Annotated in this window: 16 protein-coding genes; 6 read left to right on the top strand and 10 right to left on the bottom strand. The window is 71.9% G+C overall.

All coding sequences use genetic code 11. From position 1 onward, the window contains the following. Positions 1-14: 14 nt before the first annotated feature. Positions 15-998: a magnesium and cobalt transport protein CorA gene (locus tag BJK06_RS13080; RefSeq protein ID WP_070418265.1), complete on the bottom strand. Its 984-nt coding sequence runs from the start codon at positions 996-998 to the stop codon at positions 15-17. Positions 999-1187: 189 nt separating this feature from the next. On the opposite strand from BJK06_RS13080, the gene BJK06_RS13075 reads away from it, so the two are divergent. Further along, positions 1188-1991, top strand: coding sequence for a tryptophan-rich sensory protein (locus BJK06_RS13075; RefSeq protein WP_070418264.1), 804 nt, complete (start codon positions 1188-1190; stop codon positions 1989-1991). A 240-nt stretch (positions 1992-2231) separates the two neighbouring features. Here BJK06_RS13075 and ald read toward each other — a convergent pair whose 3' ends face one another. From ald to BJK06_RS13055, 4 genes are all read right to left on the bottom strand, one after another. After that, positions 2232-3332, bottom strand: coding sequence for an alanine dehydrogenase (ald, locus tag BJK06_RS13070; protein ID WP_070418263.1), 1101 nt, complete (start codon positions 3330-3332; stop codon positions 2232-2234). Between the two features lie 120 nt (positions 3333-3452). After that, positions 3453-4841, bottom strand: a complete 1389-nt coding sequence (locus tag BJK06_RS13065; RefSeq protein ID WP_070418262.1) for an FAD-binding oxidoreductase — start codon at positions 4839-4841, stop codon at positions 3453-3455. A 9-nt stretch (positions 4842-4850) separates the two neighbouring features. Continuing rightward, positions 4851-5837, bottom strand: coding sequence for a helix-turn-helix domain-containing protein (locus tag BJK06_RS13060; RefSeq protein WP_083295242.1), 987 nt, complete (start codon positions 5835-5837; stop codon positions 4851-4853). A gap of 50 nt (positions 5838-5887) precedes the next feature. Next, the gene (locus tag BJK06_RS13055) at positions 5888-6850 is read right to left on the bottom strand and encodes a sugar-binding transcriptional regulator (RefSeq protein WP_070418260.1); all 963 of its coding nucleotides are present in this window, start codon (positions 6848-6850) and stop codon (positions 5888-5890) included. Between the two features lie 180 nt (positions 6851-7030). On the opposite strand from BJK06_RS13055, the gene BJK06_RS13050 reads away from it, so the two are divergent. After that, positions 7031-8773: a glycerol-3-phosphate dehydrogenase/oxidase gene (locus BJK06_RS13050; protein ID WP_070418259.1), complete on the top strand. Its 1743-nt coding sequence runs from the start codon at positions 7031-7033 to the stop codon at positions 8771-8773. A 73-nt stretch (positions 8774-8846) separates the two neighbouring features. Here the strand turns inward: BJK06_RS13050 and BJK06_RS13045 are convergent, their stop codons facing one another. Together BJK06_RS13045 and ykgO are read right to left on the bottom strand one after the other, a co-directional pair. Further along, a complete protein-coding gene (locus BJK06_RS13045) occupies positions 8847-9503 on the bottom strand; it encodes a histidine phosphatase family protein (RefSeq protein ID WP_070418258.1) in 657 nt (218 codons plus the stop codon). 28 nt (positions 9504-9531) lie between these two features. Then, positions 9532-9654 (bottom strand): type B 50S ribosomal protein L36, encoded by a 123-nt coding sequence (ykgO, locus tag BJK06_RS13040; protein ID WP_022905672.1) that lies wholly within the window; start codon positions 9652-9654, stop codon positions 9532-9534. A 61-nt stretch (positions 9655-9715) separates the two neighbouring features. On the opposite strand from ykgO, the gene BJK06_RS13035 reads away from it, so the two are divergent. Continuing rightward, a complete protein-coding gene (locus tag BJK06_RS13035; RefSeq protein ID WP_070418257.1) occupies positions 9716-10738 on the top strand; it encodes a GTP-binding protein in 1023 nt (340 codons plus the stop codon). Between the two features lie 178 nt (positions 10739-10916). Here the strand turns inward: BJK06_RS13035 and BJK06_RS13030 are convergent, their stop codons facing one another. Further along, the gene (locus BJK06_RS13030) at positions 10917-12437 is read right to left on the bottom strand and encodes an MFS transporter (protein WP_070418256.1); all 1521 of its coding nucleotides are present in this window, start codon (positions 12435-12437) and stop codon (positions 10917-10919) included. A gap of 189 nt (positions 12438-12626) precedes the next feature. On the opposite strand from BJK06_RS13030, the gene BJK06_RS13025 reads away from it, so the two are divergent. Next, positions 12627-13151 carry a DinB family protein gene (locus BJK06_RS13025; RefSeq protein WP_070418255.1) on the top strand — a complete coding sequence of 175 codons (525 nt, stop codon included), beginning with the start codon at positions 12627-12629 and terminating at the stop codon, positions 13149-13151. Positions 13152-13223: 72 nt separating this feature from the next. Here BJK06_RS13025 and BJK06_RS13020 read toward each other — a convergent pair whose 3' ends face one another. Then, complete coding sequence (locus BJK06_RS13020; RefSeq protein WP_070418254.1) at positions 13224-14186, bottom strand: sugar-binding transcriptional regulator; 963 nt, start codon at positions 14184-14186, stop codon at positions 13224-13226. 25 nt (positions 14187-14211) lie between these two features. Next, entirely contained in the window at positions 14212-15018 is an 807-nt protein-coding gene (locus BJK06_RS13015; protein WP_070418253.1) for a GolD/DthD family dehydrogenase, read from the bottom strand. A 105-nt stretch (positions 15019-15123) separates the two neighbouring features. Between BJK06_RS13015 and BJK06_RS13010 the strand changes: the two genes are divergently transcribed. Next, positions 15124-16260 (top strand): zinc-binding dehydrogenase, encoded by a 1137-nt coding sequence (locus BJK06_RS13010; protein WP_070418252.1) that lies wholly within the window; start codon positions 15124-15126, stop codon positions 16258-16260. A 28-nt stretch (positions 16261-16288) separates the two neighbouring features. Continuing rightward, positions 16289-17602 (top strand): MFS transporter, encoded by a 1314-nt coding sequence (locus BJK06_RS13005; protein ID WP_217637371.1) that lies wholly within the window; start codon positions 16289-16291, stop codon positions 17600-17602. The last annotated feature ends 15 nt before the right edge of the window (positions 17603-17617 follow it).

Here is a 17617-nt window from a genome sequence, read left to right as displayed (position 1 = left end):
CACAGGGATCCGGGTCAGAACCAGCGCTTGACCTTGAACACCACCCACAGGACCGCGGCGAACGCCACCATCGCGACGATCGCCAGCGGGTACCCCCACGTCCAGGAGAGCTCGGGCATGTGCGTGAAGTTCATGCCGTAGATCGCCGCGATGAGTGTCGGGGCGAAGAGGATCGCCGCCCAGCCCGAGATCTTCTTCGTGTCGTCGTTCTGCTTCTGCGCCGCGAGGGTCGAGTCGACCGTCAGCGCGTTCTGCAGCAGCTGCCGGAACGTGTCCAGTCGTTCCACCGTGCGGATCGCGTGGTCGAGCACGTCGCGGAACCGGCGCTGCATCTCCACCGGGAGGTGGTACTTCTCCGCCCCGCGGTGCAGGTTCTCGATGATGTGGATGAGCGGTCGGGCCGCGCGCTGGAAGTCCACGACCTCGCCGAACAGCTCGTAGATGCGACGGGAGACCCCGGCCTCGCCCGCGAAGAGCTGGTCCTCGATCTGGTTGATGTCCTCCTCGAGGCCGTCGATCACCGGCACGTACCCGTCGACGATCGAGTCCATCAGCGCCCAGAGCTGCGCCTGCGGGCCCACCGTCACGAGTCCCGGCTTGCCGCTCATCCGCTGGAGTGCCCGCGGGACGGTCTGCTTGCCACGGGGGTCGGCCTTCACGACCACGAGGAAGAAGTCCTCCCCGACGAAGGCGTGCACCTCGCCGAACGCGACCTCCTCCTGCTGGTCGTTGTACAGCGCGGGCTTGAGGACCACGAAGAGCGTCGAGCCGTAGCGCTCGAGCTTCGGGCGCTGGTGCCCCTCGGCGGAGTCCTCGACCGCGAGTTCGTGCAGGCCGAGCGCGACCGCGACGTCGCCGAGCTCCTCGGCGTCGGGCTGGTGGAGAACGATGCACGCGCTCGCTCCCTGGTCCTCGAGCATGCGGAAGGTGTCGTCGAGCGAGGGACTCGGGATCGGGGCGATCCGGTCGACGTAGACGGTGTTCAGTTCGACAGACACGTCACCACCGTACGCAGGGCGAGCGTGCGGAGGTCGGACGCGACCGACGTGCGGGCCAGGAGGCGCGGGTCGGGCCCGCACCGCGCCTCCAGTCCGGCCCGTCCCCCGTCTGCTGGACGTGCGCTGCGCGCCGGGCCCGACCACGCGCCTACGGTGCAGGTCATCAGCATGCTGACGAAAGGGGCTGACATGAAGAGGATCTGGAAGCGGATCGCAGTCGCGGTGAGCGCGGTCGTCGCGGTGGTCGGCGCGTTCGTCGGCTCGGGAGCCGCCGGCGGGACGCCGATCCAGGACGCTGCCGGCGGAGCACTGTCGGCCTCGTCGACGGCGATCGCGCCGGACGGGCCGGCGTTCTCGATCTGGAGCGTCATCTACGTCGGGCTGCTCGCCTACGCGATCCGCCAGTGCTTCCGCACCGCCGACGACGACCGGCACGCGCGACTGACCGTGCCTGCGGTGCTCTCGCTCCTGCTCAACGCGGCGTGGATCCTGAGCGTGCAGTTCGGGTTCCTGTGGTTGAGCGAGCCGATCATCGTCGCGCTGCTCGCCGTGCTGGTGTGGACGTTCGTGCTGCTGCGGCGGTCGGGGCCCTCCGGGATCGTCGAGGCGATCGTCACCGACGGCACGTTCGGGCTCTACCTGGGGTGGGTGTGCGTCGCGACGGCGGCGAACACGGCCGCGGTGCTGACGGCCGCGGGCTTCCGGGGCTTCGGGCTGTCGCTGGACGTCTGGGGCGTGGTGATCGCGCTCGTGGCCGGGCTCGTCGGGGTGCTCCTCGCGGTGTGGGGCCGGGGGCGCCTGGCGCCGACGGCGTCGCTCGCGTGGGGGTTGGCGTGGGTCGCGGTCGCTCGGCTCGACGGGCCGCTCGTGTCGACGCCGACCGCCGTCGCGGCGGTGGTGGCCGCGGCTGCGGCGGTCGTCGTGACGCTCGTGGTGCGGGCTCGCGCGGGGTGGCGCGGCGCGGCTGCGCCGGCGCGCGTCGCGGCCGCCTGAGCGGCGCGCCGCGCGCCGCGCTGGGCTGGTGGCCGCGCTGGCGGCGCCGCGCCGCGCTGGGCTGGCGGCCGCGCTGGCGGCGCCGCGCCGCTCTTGGTGGTGGCAAAGCGACACCGCTCACGCATCCGGCACCGTCTTGCCCGCGAAAGCGACAGATTCCCGCCGGCATCCGGCGGGAATCTGTCGCTTTCGCGGAACGGCGTGCGGCCGCGGCGCGGCCGCGCGCCGCGGCGCCCGCGCTCAGCGCGCCGCGACCGCCAGGCCGTGCGCCGCCGCCACGGCGGCGTTCACGACCTGCCCCGCGTGCACGTTCACCCCGAGCGCCAGGGCCGGGTCGGCAGCGGTCGCCGCCTCCCACCCCTGGTTCGCGATCGCCACGGCGTAGGGCAGCGTCGCGTTCGTCAGCGAGATCGTCGAGGTGCGCGGCACCGCTCCCGGCATGTTCGCCACGCAGTAGAAGACGGTGTCGTGCACGGCGAACGTCGGGTCGTCGTGCGTGGTCGGGTGCGATCCCTCGAAGCACCCGCCCTGGTCGATCGCGATGTCGACGAGCACCGACCCGGGCTGCATGTCCGCCACCATGGCGTCGGTCACGAGCTTCGGCGCCGAGGCCCCGGGGATGAGCACCGACCCGATGACGAGGTCGGCCTCGCGCAGGGCCGACGCGATCGCGTGCGCCGAGGACCGCAGCGTCGTGATGCGTCCGTCGAACCGGGCGTCCAGCGCACGCAGGCGCGGCAGGCTGATGTCGAACACGGTGACCTCGGCGCCCAGGCCGAGCGCCATCGTCGCCGCGTGCTCGCCCGCGACCCCGCCGCCGATCACGACGACGCGGCCCTTCGGGGTGCCGGGCACGCCGCCGAGCAGGAGCCCGCGCCCGCCGTTGGCCCGCATCAGGTGGTTCGCGCCGACCTGCGCCGACAACCGCCCGGCGATCTCGGACATCGGCGACAGCAGGGGCAGCGACCGGTCCGGCAGCTGCACGGTCTCGTACGCGATGGCCGTCGCCCCGGACTCGACGAGCGCATCGGTCAGCGGCCGGTCCGCGGCGAGGTGCAGGTACGTGAACAGGACCTGCCCTGGTCGGATCGAGGCGTGCTCGGCGGCGACCGGCTCCTTGACCTTCAGGATCATCTCGGCGCGCGCCCAGACCTCGGCGGCCGTCGGGACGATGGTGGCCCCGGCCGCGGCGTACTCGGCGTCCGGGAAAGACGACCCGTCACCGGCTCCGGACTGCACGAGCACCTCGTGTCCGTGCAGCGCCAGCTCGGCGACACCGGCGGGTGTCGCGGCGACGCGGAACTCGTTGTTCTTGACTTCGGTGGGGACGCCGATCAGCATCACTGACTCCTTCGTGGGCGGTGCGCGTTCGACACCCACGATGCGCCGAGGTTCGTTACGGGACTGTTTCCGCCGAACATCTGAGCAATGTGGCCGGGTTCCGTGTGCCGAGATTCGGCGTCAGAACACCTTGCCCGGGTTGAGGATCCCCGCGGGGTCGAACACCCGTCGGATCCCCCGCTGCAGCTCGAGCACGTCGTCGCCGAGCTCGTCGCCGATCCACCGCCGCTTGAGCACCCCCACGCCGTGCTCCCCCGTCAGCGTCCCGCCGAGCTCGATCGCCGCCCGGAACATCGCGTCGGCCGCGTCCCACACGTGCTGCGGCACCTCGTCGCCTTCGAACACGAAGTTCGGGTGCAGGTTGCCGTCCCCGGCGTGCGCGACGGTGGGGATCGCGATGCCGTACTGCTGCCCGATGGCCTCGACGCACGCGAACATCTCGGCGAGCCGACTGCGCGGCACCGCGACGTCCTCGATGAGGACCCGGCCACGCGCCTCCATGGCCGGGTGGAACGACCGACGGATCGTCAGCAGGCGGTCGCGTTCCGCCGCCGACCCGGCCAGGTGCACGGTCCCGCCCTCGGCCTGGAGGCGCGGCACGGCTCCGAGCGCCGCCTCCGTCGCACCCGGCCCGTCGTACTCCACGAGGAGGAACACCCCGCCCGCCGCGGTGCTCCCCACCGTCTCGGCGATCACCTGCGGCCCGAGGTGGGCCGCGATCCCCTCGAGTGCTGCGGCGTCGAGCAGTTCGACCGTGGACGGACGCTCCGCCCCGGCGACGACGGACGCCGCGGCGCGGGCTGCGGCCTCGACGGTCGGGTACACGGCGCCGAGGGTGGCCGGCTCCCCCGCCGGGATCGGCACGAGCCGGACGGTCGCGCCGACGATCACCCCGAGCGTGCCCTCCGACCCGACGAGCAGCGCCGTGAGGTCGAGGCCGGTGACGCCCTTGACGGTGCGGTGCCCGGTGGCGACGAGCCGCCCGTCCGCGAGCACGACGTCGAGGCCGAGCACTGCCTCTCTCGTGACGCCGTACTTCACGCACCGCAGGCCGCCGGCGTTCGTGGCGATGTTCCCGCCGACGCTCGCGATGGCCGCACTCGCCGGGTCCGGCGCGAACCGCAGGCCGTGTTCGGCGACGGCCGCGTTCAGGTCGCCGTTCAGCACGCCGGGCTCCACCACCGCGTACTCGTCCTCCGTCGAGACCGAGACGATGCGGTCCATGCGCGCCACGCTCAGGACGACGGTGCCCTCGGTGCCGTTCGCCCCGCCCGCGAGCCCGGTGCCGGCGCCACGCGGGACGACCGGGACGCCGAGCCCGGAGCACGTCCGGAGGGTCGCCTGCACGTGCTCGACCGTCCGGGCCTCGACCACGGCGACGGGGCCGCCCGGGGCGATCCAGCCGGACTTGTCCGTCCGTGCCGCGTCGAGCACACCGCGTTCCGTCCGGACGACCACGCCGTCCGGGTCGGCGAGCGCGGAACGGAGGGCGGTGACGACGGTGTCCATCCCGCCACGCTACCGAGCGCGGAGGGACTCGCTCGGCAGTTCCCCGAACCGTGCCCGGTACGTGGCCGAGAAGCGCCCGAGGTGCCCGAAGCCCCACGCCCGGGCGATGTCGGCCACCGAGGTGTCGTCACGGTCGCCGCGCAGCAGGTCGGCACGAGCACCGTCGAGCCGGACGCCGCGGAGCAGGTCGCCCGGCGTCTGGTCGAGGTGCCGGCGGAGGGACTGCTGCAGGCCGCGCGGGCTGAGCCCAGCCGCCGCGGCGATCTCCGGCGTCCCGATCGCGTCGCGCGCGTGCTCGTGGACGTACTCGAGCGCACGGCGGACCCGCTCGTGCTCGGGCCCGCTGCCGGTGACCGTCGTGCGCCAGCGGCTCCGCTCGGGGAAGGCCGCGACCGCCGCGGTGGCGAACGCCTCGGCGATGTCACGCCGGGCGACCGCGGTGAGCTCGTGCCCGACGTCCAGCCAGGTCGACGAGTACGCCCGCACGACCGACTGCCACGCCCGCATGCCGTCGGCGGTCGGGCGGCGGAGCGCTTCGAACGCGAAGTCGTCCTCGCCGACGACCGAGCGGAGGAACCCCGCGTCGAGGTGCACGAGGTTCAGGCCGATGTCGCGGTGGTGCAGCTCGTAGGTGTCGGCGAAGGGCAGCACGACCGGCACGCCCGGTTCGAGCTCGTGGGAGTTCCCGCCGTACGTGATCGTGCTCGACCCGCTGCGCATCCAGGCGACCAGGAACGCGTCGTCGACACGGCTGTCGCTCCGCAGGTCGACCAGGAATCGCGAGGACCGGAGCGACAACAGCTCGTCGCCCACGCCGGCGAAGTCCCAGCGGGTGTCGCGGTGGGTCCGCCGGACCGCGGGCGAGCGGAAGTCGTAGTCCCCGGTGAAGAAGGCGAGCGCCTGGTCGACGTCGGTGCCCGCGATCCGCCGCGAGTACCGCGTGTCCCCGACGCTGCAGGCGCCACCGGAGTGGCGGGTGTCCATCGTGGCAACCATGGTCGAGAACCTACGGGGCACCACCGACAATCGGGACCGCACCCCCGGGGTCAGGGCTGCAGGATCGCCTGCCCGACGCTCTCGTCGAGGATGAGGTCGGTGATCAACCCGGCGGCGAGGGCGCCCTTCAGCGACGCGGCCTTCGAGCGTCCGGCCACGACGCAGACCCGGCGCGGCGCACGCTTGATCGTGTCGAGGTCCGGAGCCCCGGCTCGGGCGTTCACCCCGATGTCCTTCCACGAGCCGTCCGCGCGGTAGAACACCGTCGAGACGTCACCGACGACCTGGGCCTTGGTCAGCTCGTCGCGGTCGGACGGGTCGAGGTACCCGCCGGAGTACACGTGCGAGGGCACCGGGGCCTGGGGCGCTCCGACACCGAAGACGACGAGGTCCATGCGCTCGTGCAGGTCGAGCACCCGGCGGATCGAACGCTCCCGGAAGAGCGCTTGCTTCGTGGCCGGGTCGTCGAAGAACGCCGGCACCGGGAACTGCTGCACGAACGCGCCGTACGCCTCGCCGAACCGCCGCAGGATCTCGGACGCGTAGACGATGCCCGTCGTCCGGGTGTTCGCGGCGCCGTTGATCTGCACCACCGTGGAGCCGTGCGTGGTCTTCGGCACGAGGTAGCGGCTCACCGCGCTGACGGTCGAGCCCCACGAGATCCCGATCACCATGTTCGACTCGACGTACTGCGTCAGGATGCGCGCAGCGGACAGGGCGACGCGTTCGAGTCGGTCGACGTCGCTCGTGTGGTCCGGCACCGGCACGACGTGTGCGTGCACCCCGAAGCGCGATCGGATGCTCCGGCTGAGCGCCGCGGCCTGGTCGAGGGGCGAGCGGATCTGGATGTCGACGAGTCCGGTGTCCCGCGCGTACTTCAGCAGGCGGGAGACCGACGACCGCGAGGTGCCGAGCTCGTCGGCGATCGCGTCCATCGTCAGGTCCTGCAGGTAGTACAGATGCGCGGCGCGCAGCGCCTGCTGCGTGCGCATGGGCTGCGCTGCGTCATTCATGGGAACCGAGCATGCACGGACGTGCACGGCCTCTGCAACCCCTGTCGTGCCTCCCGACCCTCGATCGCCCCGTCCGGACACGTGTGCTGCACGTTCGTGCACGCGAGTTGCCCGCCTTCTCACGGAGGCGCACGATCGATGTCGAACCACCACGGAACCCACGAAGGAAGCGACGCAGCAATGTCGAAGAAGACGCAGCCCCGGAACACGGTGAACGCGCTCACGGAGCGCCCGAACGCACAGGTCCTCGTGGTCGGTGGCGGCATCAACGGCATCGCCACCTTCCGCGACCTCGCCCTGCAGGGGGTCGACGTGGCCCTCGTCGAGCGAGGCGACTACGCCTCGGGCGCGTCCGCCGCGTCGAGCCACATGATCCACGGCGGCATCCGGTACCTCGAGAACGGCGAGTTCCGCCTCGTCCGCGAGAGCGTGCAGGAGCGCAACGGCCTCATCCGCATCGCCCCGCACTACGTCAAGCCGCTGCAGACCACGATGCCGATCTTCTCGACGTTCTCGGGCATCATGAACGCCCCGCTGCGGATGCTCACGCACAAGCAGCGCTCGACGAAGGAGCGCGGTGCCGCGCTCATCAAGATCGGCATGACGATCTACGACTCCTTCTCGCGCGACGGCGGTTCGGTCCCGAAGCACCGCTTCCTCACGAAGAAGGCCGCGCTCGCGGACATGCCGGCGCTCAACAAGGACCTCAAGTACACGGGCACCTACTACGACGCCTCGGTGCACGAGCCGGAGCGCCTGGCGCTCGACGTGCTCAAGGACGGCCTCGCCGCGGGGACGGGCGAGGGCTCGGCGTCGACCGCCCGTGCGGTGAACTACGTCGAGGCCGCCGGGACCCGCGACGGTGGCGTCCTGCTCCGCGACCGTGAGACCGGCGAGGAGTTCGTCTTCACGGCGGACGTCGTCGTGAACGCGTCCGGACCCTGGACCGACCTCACGAACCAGGCGTTCGGCGGCGAGACGAAGTTCATGGGCGGCACGAAGGGCTCCCACATCGTCGTCGACAACCCCGAGCTGCTCGAGGCGACGAAGGGCCGCGAGCTGTTCTTCGAGAACAACGACGGCCGCATCGTGCTCATCTACCCGCTCAAGGGCCGGGTGCTCATCGGCACGACGGACATCGACGCCGACCCGGCGAAGCCCGTCACCACCACCGACGAGGAGATCGACTACTTCTTCGGCCTGGTGGAGCACGTCTTCCCGCAGATCGCGCTCACCCGCGACCACATCGTCTACAGCTACTCCGGCATCCGCCCGCTCCCCCGGCACGAGGACACCGCCCCCGGCTTCGTCTCGCGTGACTACCGGATCGTGGACACCCCGATCGGCGGGCTGCCGGGGACCACGGTGCTGTCGCTCGTCGGCGGCAAGTGGACCACGTTCCGTGCCCTCGCCGCGCACCTCTCCACCGACGTCACGACGAAGCTCGGCATCACCCGGACGGTCGACACGACCGGCATGGCGATCGGCGGCGGCAAGGACTTCCCGACCACGGACGCCCAGCGCGCCCTCTGGATCAAGTCGCACCGCGACGGTCTCGACGCATCCGTCGTCGAGGGGCTGCTCGAGCGCTACGGCACCCGTGCCGCCGAGGTCGTCGACGTCCTGGTCGACGGACCGGTCGAGCCCCTCGAGTCGGACCCGGCGCTGACCCGCGCCGAGGTCGCGTACTTCGCGGAGCACGAGCAGGCCGTGCACCTGGTCGACGTGGTGCTGCGCCGCACGAACCTCGCGTTCGTGGGCGGCGTCACGATCGACCTGCTCGACGAGCTGGCCGACGTGCTCGCCGGGTCGCTCGGCTGGACGCCCGAGGAGCGTGCGGACGAGGTCCAGCAGACGCTCGACGTCCTGCGCGAAGCGCACCGGGTGATCGTGCCGCTGACGTCCGCCTCGCAGCTCGCGTAGTCCACGCGACCGACCACGGACGGGAGGCGCGGTGCCAGCTGGCACCGCGCCTCCCGTCTGTCTGCTGGTCGCGTCAGAACCGCTCGCCGGTCGGGTCCTGCGCCGTCCGGTCGATGAGCTGCTCGCCGCCGACGGGCTCGCCCTCCCAGTCGACGAGGCGCCAGCCGTCGTCGAACGACCCCTCGAGCTCGACGATCCCGGTGTTCTCGAGGTGGCGCTTCGTGCCGAAGTGGTCCGGCGTGTTGTCGGCCGCGGCACTCGCCCACGTCCGGATGGCCGCTCCGTGGCTGACCGCGGCCGCCACGTCGACGCCGGTCTCGAGGATCTGCCGGACCGCGTCGTCGTAGCGCGCGAAGAACTCGGTCCCGCTCTCGGCGCCGGGCATCCGGGTGGTGCGGTCCCCGAGCGACCAGCCGTGCACGGTCGAGATGTACGTCTGCACGGACACCTGGTCGCGCTTGCCCTGGGTGTCGCCGGCCTCGATCTCGCGGAGGCCCGGCAGCACCACCGGCTCGAGGCCGAGCGACGTGGCGAGGGGCGCCGCGGTGATCTGCGTGCGGACCATCGTCGAGACGAACAGCCGCTCGATCCCCCGGTCGGCGAGCGCTGCCGGCAGGGCGTCGGCCTGCTGCTGCCCGAGTTCGGTCAGGCCCGGTCCGGGGACGACGGCGTCGAGCACGCCGTTCACGTTCGCTGGGGTCTGGCCGTGGCGGATGAGCAGCAGTCGCATGGAGCCACCCTACGGAACGCCGGTGACGTCACCCCTGCCGGGTGTTCCACCGGGGGTTCTGCTTGTTGATGACGTAGACACGGCCGCGGCGGCGGACCACCTGCGACCCCGGGATCTTCTTGAGCGCCTTGAGCGAGTTGCGGACCTTCACGAGCGACCTCCTGTGTCGGTGTCCTCATTAATGAGAACGATGATCATGTACATTAGCCGACATGCGTCCCGCCTCCATCACCCTCGTCTCCGCCCTGCACGACGTCGACGCCGACCGCGTGGCCGTCCGGCTCGCGACCGGCCACCGGATGCACGCGCCCGCGAACGCCGTCGCCGCGGTCCGAGCCGTCGCCGACCGCGCCGAGCACCTCGACCGGGTCTGCGGGCCGGATGCCGACCACGGGCTCGTCGTCACGCTCCCGCCGGGTGCCGACACCCGGGCGGTGGGGATGATGCTCGCCAACGCCGCGCGCGCGGAGACCGGCGACGACCGGGTGCTCCGCCACGTGGTGAGCGTGCTGCGCGCCGACGACGTGGCGCACCTGCTCTGGTCCGAGGTCGACGACGCGTTCGTCGCGGCCGACCGCGTGGCGTCGCTCGTCGAGTACGCCACGGTGATCGTCCTCGACCGGGTCGGCCCGGTGCCGCTGGAGCGCCGCCGCGGTCTGCTCGCGCTGCTCCACCGGTTGGCCCCGCAGGCGGTCGTCGTGGCGCTCTCGTCGATCCGGAGCGCGGCCGACCTGCCCGCGTCGAACGGCGGAGCGGCGCGGGTCCTCGCCCAGGGAGCGGGATGGATGCGGGCGCTCTCGGGCTCGGTCGGACGGGACCCGCGGGACGGCCTGGTCGCGCTGCGCTACCGGGAGCCGCTGCCGTTCCACCCCGGCCGCCTGGCGTCGGTGATCGAACGGGAGCTGGCCGCGGGGCGGAACGGCCGGGTGCTGCGGTCCCGTGGGTTCTTCCGGCTCGCCTCCCGGCCGGACCACGTCGGGTCGTGGTCGAGCCTCGGGGCGATGCTGGCGCTCGACCCGACCGCGAACCCGTCGTGGGACGCGGACGCGCCGATCGGGCAGGCGCTCTGGTTCGTCGGCGAGCGGTTGGACGTGCCGGCGATCGAGCGGGCGCTGGACGGGGCGCTCCTCACGTCAGACGAGCTGCTCGCGGGGCCGGAGGTGTGGCGCATGTGGGCCGACCCGTTCCCGGTGTGGCCGGCGCTCGACCCGTCGGAGGAGCACCGGCACGAGTGACGCCCGCGGCGGGTGCGGGTGCGCGCTCGGTCAGTGCGCGCGCATCTTCCGACGAGACACGCGTCGATCGACTGGTGGAACGTCGCACCATGCGCACAGACGCACGCACGCACGGGAGGCGCGGCGCGGGTCGGACCCGCACCGCGCCTCCCGTCCGTGGTCGCGTCAGCGGGCCGCGTCAGCGCACCGCGCTCATCTCCCGCTCGCGCGCACGGCGGGCAGCGTCCTCGGCGGCGAACGGCAGGTCCCCCAGGTCGAGGTTCGGGTTCGTGTCCTGCGTGAGGACGAGCTCGCGAGCTTCCTCGGCGGTCTCCACCGCCGGCATCGAACCCGGCAGCGGGCGTCGCGAGGACTCCTTCATGCAGAACACCCCGATCGCCCCGACGACGCTCATCGCCATCAGGAAGTACGCCGGCGCGAGCTCGTCGCCCGTCGCCGTGAGCAGGGCCTGCACGATGAGGGGCGTGGTCCCGCCGAACACCGCGATCGCGATGTTGTACGCGAACCCCATGCCGCCGTACCGGGTCGACGTCGGGAACAGCGCCGGCAGCGAGGCTGCCTGGTTCGAGACCCACAGCGCCGTCATGAGCGCGAGGAGCCCGAGCCCGGCGAGCGTCGACCACTGCGCGCCGTGCCCGATCAGCAGGAACGCCGGGACGACGAGCACGACGGTGGTCGCGGCACCGATCCACATCACGACGCGACGGCCGAGCTTGTCGGACAGCTTGCCCGTGAGCGGGAGCATCACCGCGAGCAGCACGAGCACCGGGATGGTGAGCAGCGTGCCGTCGAGCGCCGAGTAGCCGAGCGAGTCGGTGAGGTACGTCGGCATGTACGAGGTCAGCGCGTACCCGACAGTGTTCGACGCGGCGACGAGCATCACGGCGATGACGATCGGGCGCCAGTGGTCGCGGACCATGACGAACACGTTCGCCGGGCGCTCCCCGGACAGCGAGGCACGGGTCTCGGACGCGGCCTCCTGCGCGGCCTGGGTGGCCTGGAACACCGGCGACTCCTCGATGCGCAGGCGGAAGTAGATCGCGACGACGCCGATCACCCCGGCGGCGAGGAACGGGAAGCGCCAGCCGTAGGCGGTCATCGCCTCCTCGCCCAGGGTGAGCTGCAGCACCGACACGACGGTGGCCCCGAGCGCGAAGCCCAGGTAGCTGCCGAAGTCGAGGATGCTGGCGAAGAAGCCGCGGCGACGGTCCGGCGCGTACTCGGTCACGAACGTCGTCGCCCCGGCGTACTCACCGCCGGTCGAGAAGCCCTGCGCGAGCTTCAGCGCGACGAGGACGATCGGCGCGAACACCCCGATCGTGGCGTAGGCGGGCAGCGCCCCGATGAGGAACGTGGACGCCGCCATCATGATGAGCGTCGTCGCGAGGACCTTCTGCCGCCCGATGCGGTCGCCGAGACGACCGAACACGATGCCGCCGAGCGGCCGGGCGATGTACGTCGCCGCGAAGACACCGAGGCTGAACAGGATCTGGACCGAGGGTTCGGCCGTGGGGAGGAAGACCTTCCCCATCGTGACGGCCAGGTAGCCGTAGACGCCGACGTCGTACCACTCCATGGTGTTGCCGACGACCATGCCGCTCACGGCACGGCGCATCATGCTCTTGTCGACCACGGTGACGTCGCTCTCGCGAAGGCGTCGGTGCGGTCGGGTGGGGGTACTGCTGGGATCGGAGCCCATGCATCTCTCCTCGAGGATCGGCGGGCCGACGGGTACCGGCCCGGGAACAGCGGACGACGTTACCGAGCAACCGAAATGTCATTGGCCGGTGATTCACAGGAACCGGCGTGTCACCCGAACGGGGGTCAGCACCGATCGCCTCGGGCACGCGGATCGGGGCGGACCGTAACGAGGCCATAACATCCAGTCATGGCGATCGAACCCGAGACGAAGAACTGGACGTGGGTCATCGAGTCCGCGTGCCCCGAGTGCGGCTACGACGGCAGCACGGTCACGATCCGCGACGTCCCGGGGATCATCGACGCGAACACCTCGGCGTGGCCGGCGATCCTCGACCGTGCGGACGTGAGCGACCGCCCCGACGACCACACCTGGTCACCGCTCGAGTACGCCGCGCACGTGCGTGACGTCCACCGGAAGATGGCGGAGCGGCTGACGCTCATGCTCACCGAGGACGCCCCGACCTTCCCGAACTGGGACCAGGACGCCACGGCCGTCGAGGACCGCTACGGCGAGCAGGACCCCGCCACCGTCGTGCGGGAGCTCGGCGAGGCGGCGCACCGTGCTGCCCGTGCATTCGACGACGTCCGGGAGGACCAGCTGGGACGCACCGGCCTCCGGTCGGACGGCAGCGCGTTCACCGTCGCCACGCTCGCCACCTACTCCGCGCACGACCCGGTGCACCACCTGTGGGACGTGCGGCGCACGCAGTAGACGTACCGCCTGACGGCCTGGAGGCGCGGTGCGGGCCCGCACCGCGCCTCCAGGCCCACAGGTGGGAACCGCTCAGGCGAGCGCGTCCAGCAGGGCGCGCGCCGTGGCCGCGTCGGTGACCAGCTCGTTGACGAGTCGCCCGCGGACGGCGCCGACGATGCTCGACACCTTCGCGGCACCGACCGCGACGCCGATCGCGTGCGGGACGGCGGAGAGGACCTCGCGGGAGGTGCGCACCATCCGGTCGCTGCCCGGGAACTCGATCGCCGAGCCGTCCGCGGCGTAGAAGTTGAGGCAGACGTCACCCGCCGCCTGGTCGAAGACGGCGTCCTCGACCGGGACGCCGCGCGCGAGTGCGTCGCGGGTCGGGGTCGGCGCGCCGATGCCGAGGATGGCGCCCTTCGCCCGACCCCACAGGCCGACGACGTGCTGGAACGCGGGGTCCTCGTCGAGCGAGGACCGCATCGCCGGTGACGGCAGGGCCTGCGCGAACAGGAACGCCGGGATCGCGCCGGAGTGCTCGGCGGCTGCGCGGGTGATCTCGTTCGTCTGGAACCACGGCATCGGGTCGGCCTGCCCGCCGACCGTCGGGACGAGCTGCACGCCCGGCAGCTGCGGCATGCCGGCGTGCGCGACGTCGTACACCGTCCGACCCGACGACATGAGCACGGCGTCGCCCGGCACGAGCCCCATCCCCTCGACCGCGGCGGCGAGCGGGGCGGCGAGGTCGGCGCCGAGCGTGGCGGTGTGCGTCACCGCGGCGAGGTGCACGGCACGGAGTCCCAGCACGACCTGCAGCCGCTCGGCGAGCGCGACGGTCTCGTCCTGGAACGGGTCGACGACCTCGATCCGGACCAGGCCGGCCTTCCGCGCCTCGGCGACGAGCCGGCTGACCGTCGGACGGGACACTCCGAGGCGCGAGGCGATCTCGACCTGGGTGGCGTCCTCGAGGTAGTACATCCGCGCGGCCTGGTAGACGGTGTCGAGCGGGAAGCGGGTCCGGGCACCCTCGGCGGCGGGGTTCTCGGCGGACATGGGGCGATCGTAGCCCTGGCACGCGTCAGCGGATCGTGAACCCGCCGTCCACGCGGAGGTCGGCGCCGTTCACCATGGCGCTCGACTCCCCGGCGAGGAACAGGACGGCGGCGGCGATCTCGTCGGGTGTCGCGAACCGTCCGGTGGGGATCTCGTCCTGGTGGCGCAGGCCCTTCTCGTTCGCCCACGCCCCGCGGCCGAGGTCGGTCAGCACGACCGTCGGCGACACGGTGTTGACGGTGACGCCCCGTCCGCCCCACTCGAGCGCGAGCACGCGGGTGAGCCCGATGACACCGGCCTTCGACGCGCAGTACGCCGCGTGGCCGTCGATGCCGACGTGCGCTGCCTGCGAGGCGATGTTCACGATCCGGCCGTACCCGGCGGCGAGCATGTGGCGCCCGACGGCCTGGGCGACCCGGTAGGTGCCGGTGAGGTTGACGTCGATGGTCGTGGCCCAGGCACCGGGGTCGAGGTCCTCGGCGGGGGCGAGCAGCGCGACGCCGGCGCAGTTCACGAGGACGTCGATCCCGCCGGCGGCACCGGTGACGGCGGCGACCGCGCGGGCCACCGACGTCTCGTCCGTGACGTCGCAGCCGAGGCCGAGGTGGGCCGGTTCGCCGGGGGTCGGCAGCGCTGCCGCGGCGGCTGCTGCGCCGTCCGCCCGCACGTCGACGACGGCGACCCGGGCGCCGCGGGACGCGAGGGCCACGGCGATCGCGTTGCCGATGCCGGACGCCCCGCCCGTGACCACCGCCGTGCGGCCGCTGAAGTCGTTCGTCAGGTCGATCGTGTCCGGGCCCGGTCGGAGGGCTGCGGCGAAGTCGGTGGTCATGTTCGCTCCCTTGCGTTGCGCCGACCGTACCAGAAATTGTGTTCTGGACAAACGTTCCGCGGGGTGTACAGTCGTCGCCGAAGCACCCCGACGAAGGAGCAGCTCATGTCGACGACGACCGAGAACGCGACCACCACGGCCGCGACGCCCACCGAGATCCCGACCACGATGCGCGCCGTCGTGGTCCACGGCCCCGAGGACTACCGCCTCGAGACCCGCCCCGTGCCGACCCCCGGACCCGGCGAACTCCTGCTCCGCACCGACGCCGTCGGCATCTGCGCGAGCGACCTGAAGTGCTACCACGGCGCCGCGAAGTTCTGGGGCGACGAGAACCGCCCCGCCTGGGCCGACACCGACCGGATCCCCGGCCACGAGTTCGTCGGCACGATCGTCGCCGGTGACGACGCCACCCTCGCCAAGCGCGGGGTGTCCGTGGGCGACCGGATCGCCTGCGAGCAGATCGTGCCGTGCTGGGAGTGCCGCTACTGCCTCGAGGGCGCGTACTGGATGTGCAACGTGCACGACATGTTCGGCTTCAAGGGCTACGACGGCGCGATGGCCGAGTACGTCCTGGTGCCGGCGAAGGCCCTGACCCACCCGGTGTCGAGCGCCCTCCCCGGGCAGGTCGCCGCGTTCGCCGAACCGCTCTCGTGCGCGTTCCATGCCGTCGAGCGGGGCGACATCAAGTTCGGCGACACGGTGGTGATCGCCGGCGCCGGGCCGATCGGGCTCTCCGCGATCGCCGGTGCCCGCCAGAAGAACCCGCTGCGGATCGTCGCGCTCGACGTCGTCGAGGACAAGCTCGAACTCGCCCGCAAGGTCGGTGCCGACATCACGATCAACATCGCCCAGGACGACGCGGTCGCCCGGGTCAAGGAACTCACCGACGGGTACGGCGCCGACGTCTACATCGAGGCGACCGGGCACCCGTCCGCGGTCCCGCAGGGCCTCAACCTGCTCCGCAAGCTCGGCACGTTCGTCGAGTACTCGGTCTTCAAGGACAACGTGTCCGTCGACTGGTCGATCATCTCGGACGACAAGGAGCTCGACGTCCGCGGTGCCCACCTCGGCCCGCACACCTGGCCGGCGGCGATCAAGCTGCTCGAGGCCGAGACCCTGCCGATGTCGGAGATCTGCACGCACCAGTTCCCGCTCGAGCGCTTCCAAGAGGCCCTCGACCTCGTCGGCGACTCCGCGGGCGCGAGCGTCAAGGTCTCGATCATCCCGTCCCTGCAGACCTGAGCCGCAGCCACCACAGGAGTCAGCAAGCATGTCAACGACGACACAGCGCGCCACCGGTGCGCCGACGATGCCCCGCACCGAGGGCCGGCTCGACAAGATGGGCATCCCCCGCCCGCTCGCCCTCGGCTTCCTCGCCGTCCTGGTCTTCATGACCGGCAACGGCGTCGAGTCGAACTTCATCACGCCGCACATGGTCGCGGTCCTCGGCTCCCCCGAGGCCACGGTCGCGACGATCGTCACGTTCTACAGCCTCGCCGCCCTGGTGGGGAGCTACGTCTCCGGCGCACTCGCCGACCTGATCGGTCCGCGACGGGTGATGATCCTCGGGTTCGCCGTCTGGGTCGTGTTCGAGGTCCTGTTCCTCATCGCCCTCGGACTCGGCAGCGTGCCGTTCGCCGCCGTCGCCTACGCGATCCGCGGCTTCGGGTACCCGCTGTTCGCCTTCGCGTTCCTGGTCTGGGTGAACATCACGACGCCCGTGGAGCGCAACGGCTCGGCCGTCGGCTGGTTCTACGTCGCCTTCACCGGCGGTCTGCCCACGCTCGGCTCGCTCTTCGCGATCGGCGCCATCCCGGTGTTCGGCGGCGGCACGGTCGGTGAGACCGGCGCGATGATCGCCTCGATCGGCCTCGTCGTGATCGGGTTCCTCATCCTGCTGTTCGGGGTGCGCCTGCCGAACGGGTTCTCCCGCATCGCGCCGGAGGGCGAGAGCGCCTGGCGCGTGCTGACGAGCGGCATCCGCCTGACGGCCACGCGACCGAAGATCCTGATGGGCTTCCTCGTCCGTCTGATCAACACCGCGCCGGAGTTCGGCATGTTCGTCATCCTCCCGGCGGTGATCGCGAACGAGCGCGGCTGGGGCCAGAGCCGGTGGCTGCTCATGACGGTGTGCGTCTACGCGACGAACATCCTCGTGAACGCCCTGTTCGGCTGGGTCGGCGACAAGATCGGCTGGCAGCGCACCGTCAAGTGGTTCGGCATCGTCGGGTCCGCGCTCGGGCTCATCGCCTGGTGGTACGTCCCCCAGCTCGTCCCCGCCGGGTCCGACTGGGGCTACGTGCTCTCCGTCGTCGCCGGTTGTGTGTTCGGCTGCCTGCTCGCGGGCTTCGTCCCGATGGGCGCGATCATGCCGGCGCTCGCCCCCGAGCACAAGGGCGCCGCGATGGCGATGTACACCACGGCCGCCGGCGGAGCCGCGTTCCTCGGCACGGGCGTCGTCGCCGCGGTGCTCGCGCTGGGCGGTGGCGGCCAGGCCGTGACCTGGACGTTCGTCGGCCTGTACGCCTGCGCGTTCGTGATGATCCACTTCCTCAAGGTCCCGCAGGGAGACCGAGGACACTGAACCCCGGGCGACGGC

It is taken from the genome of Curtobacterium sp. BH-2-1-1 (assembly GCF_001806325.1).
Classification (GTDB): Bacteria; Actinomycetota; Actinomycetes; order Actinomycetales; family Microbacteriaceae; genus Curtobacterium.
The sequence above is the reverse complement of the archived record's forward strand: the minus strand, read 5'-3'. Positions and strand labels throughout refer to the sequence as shown.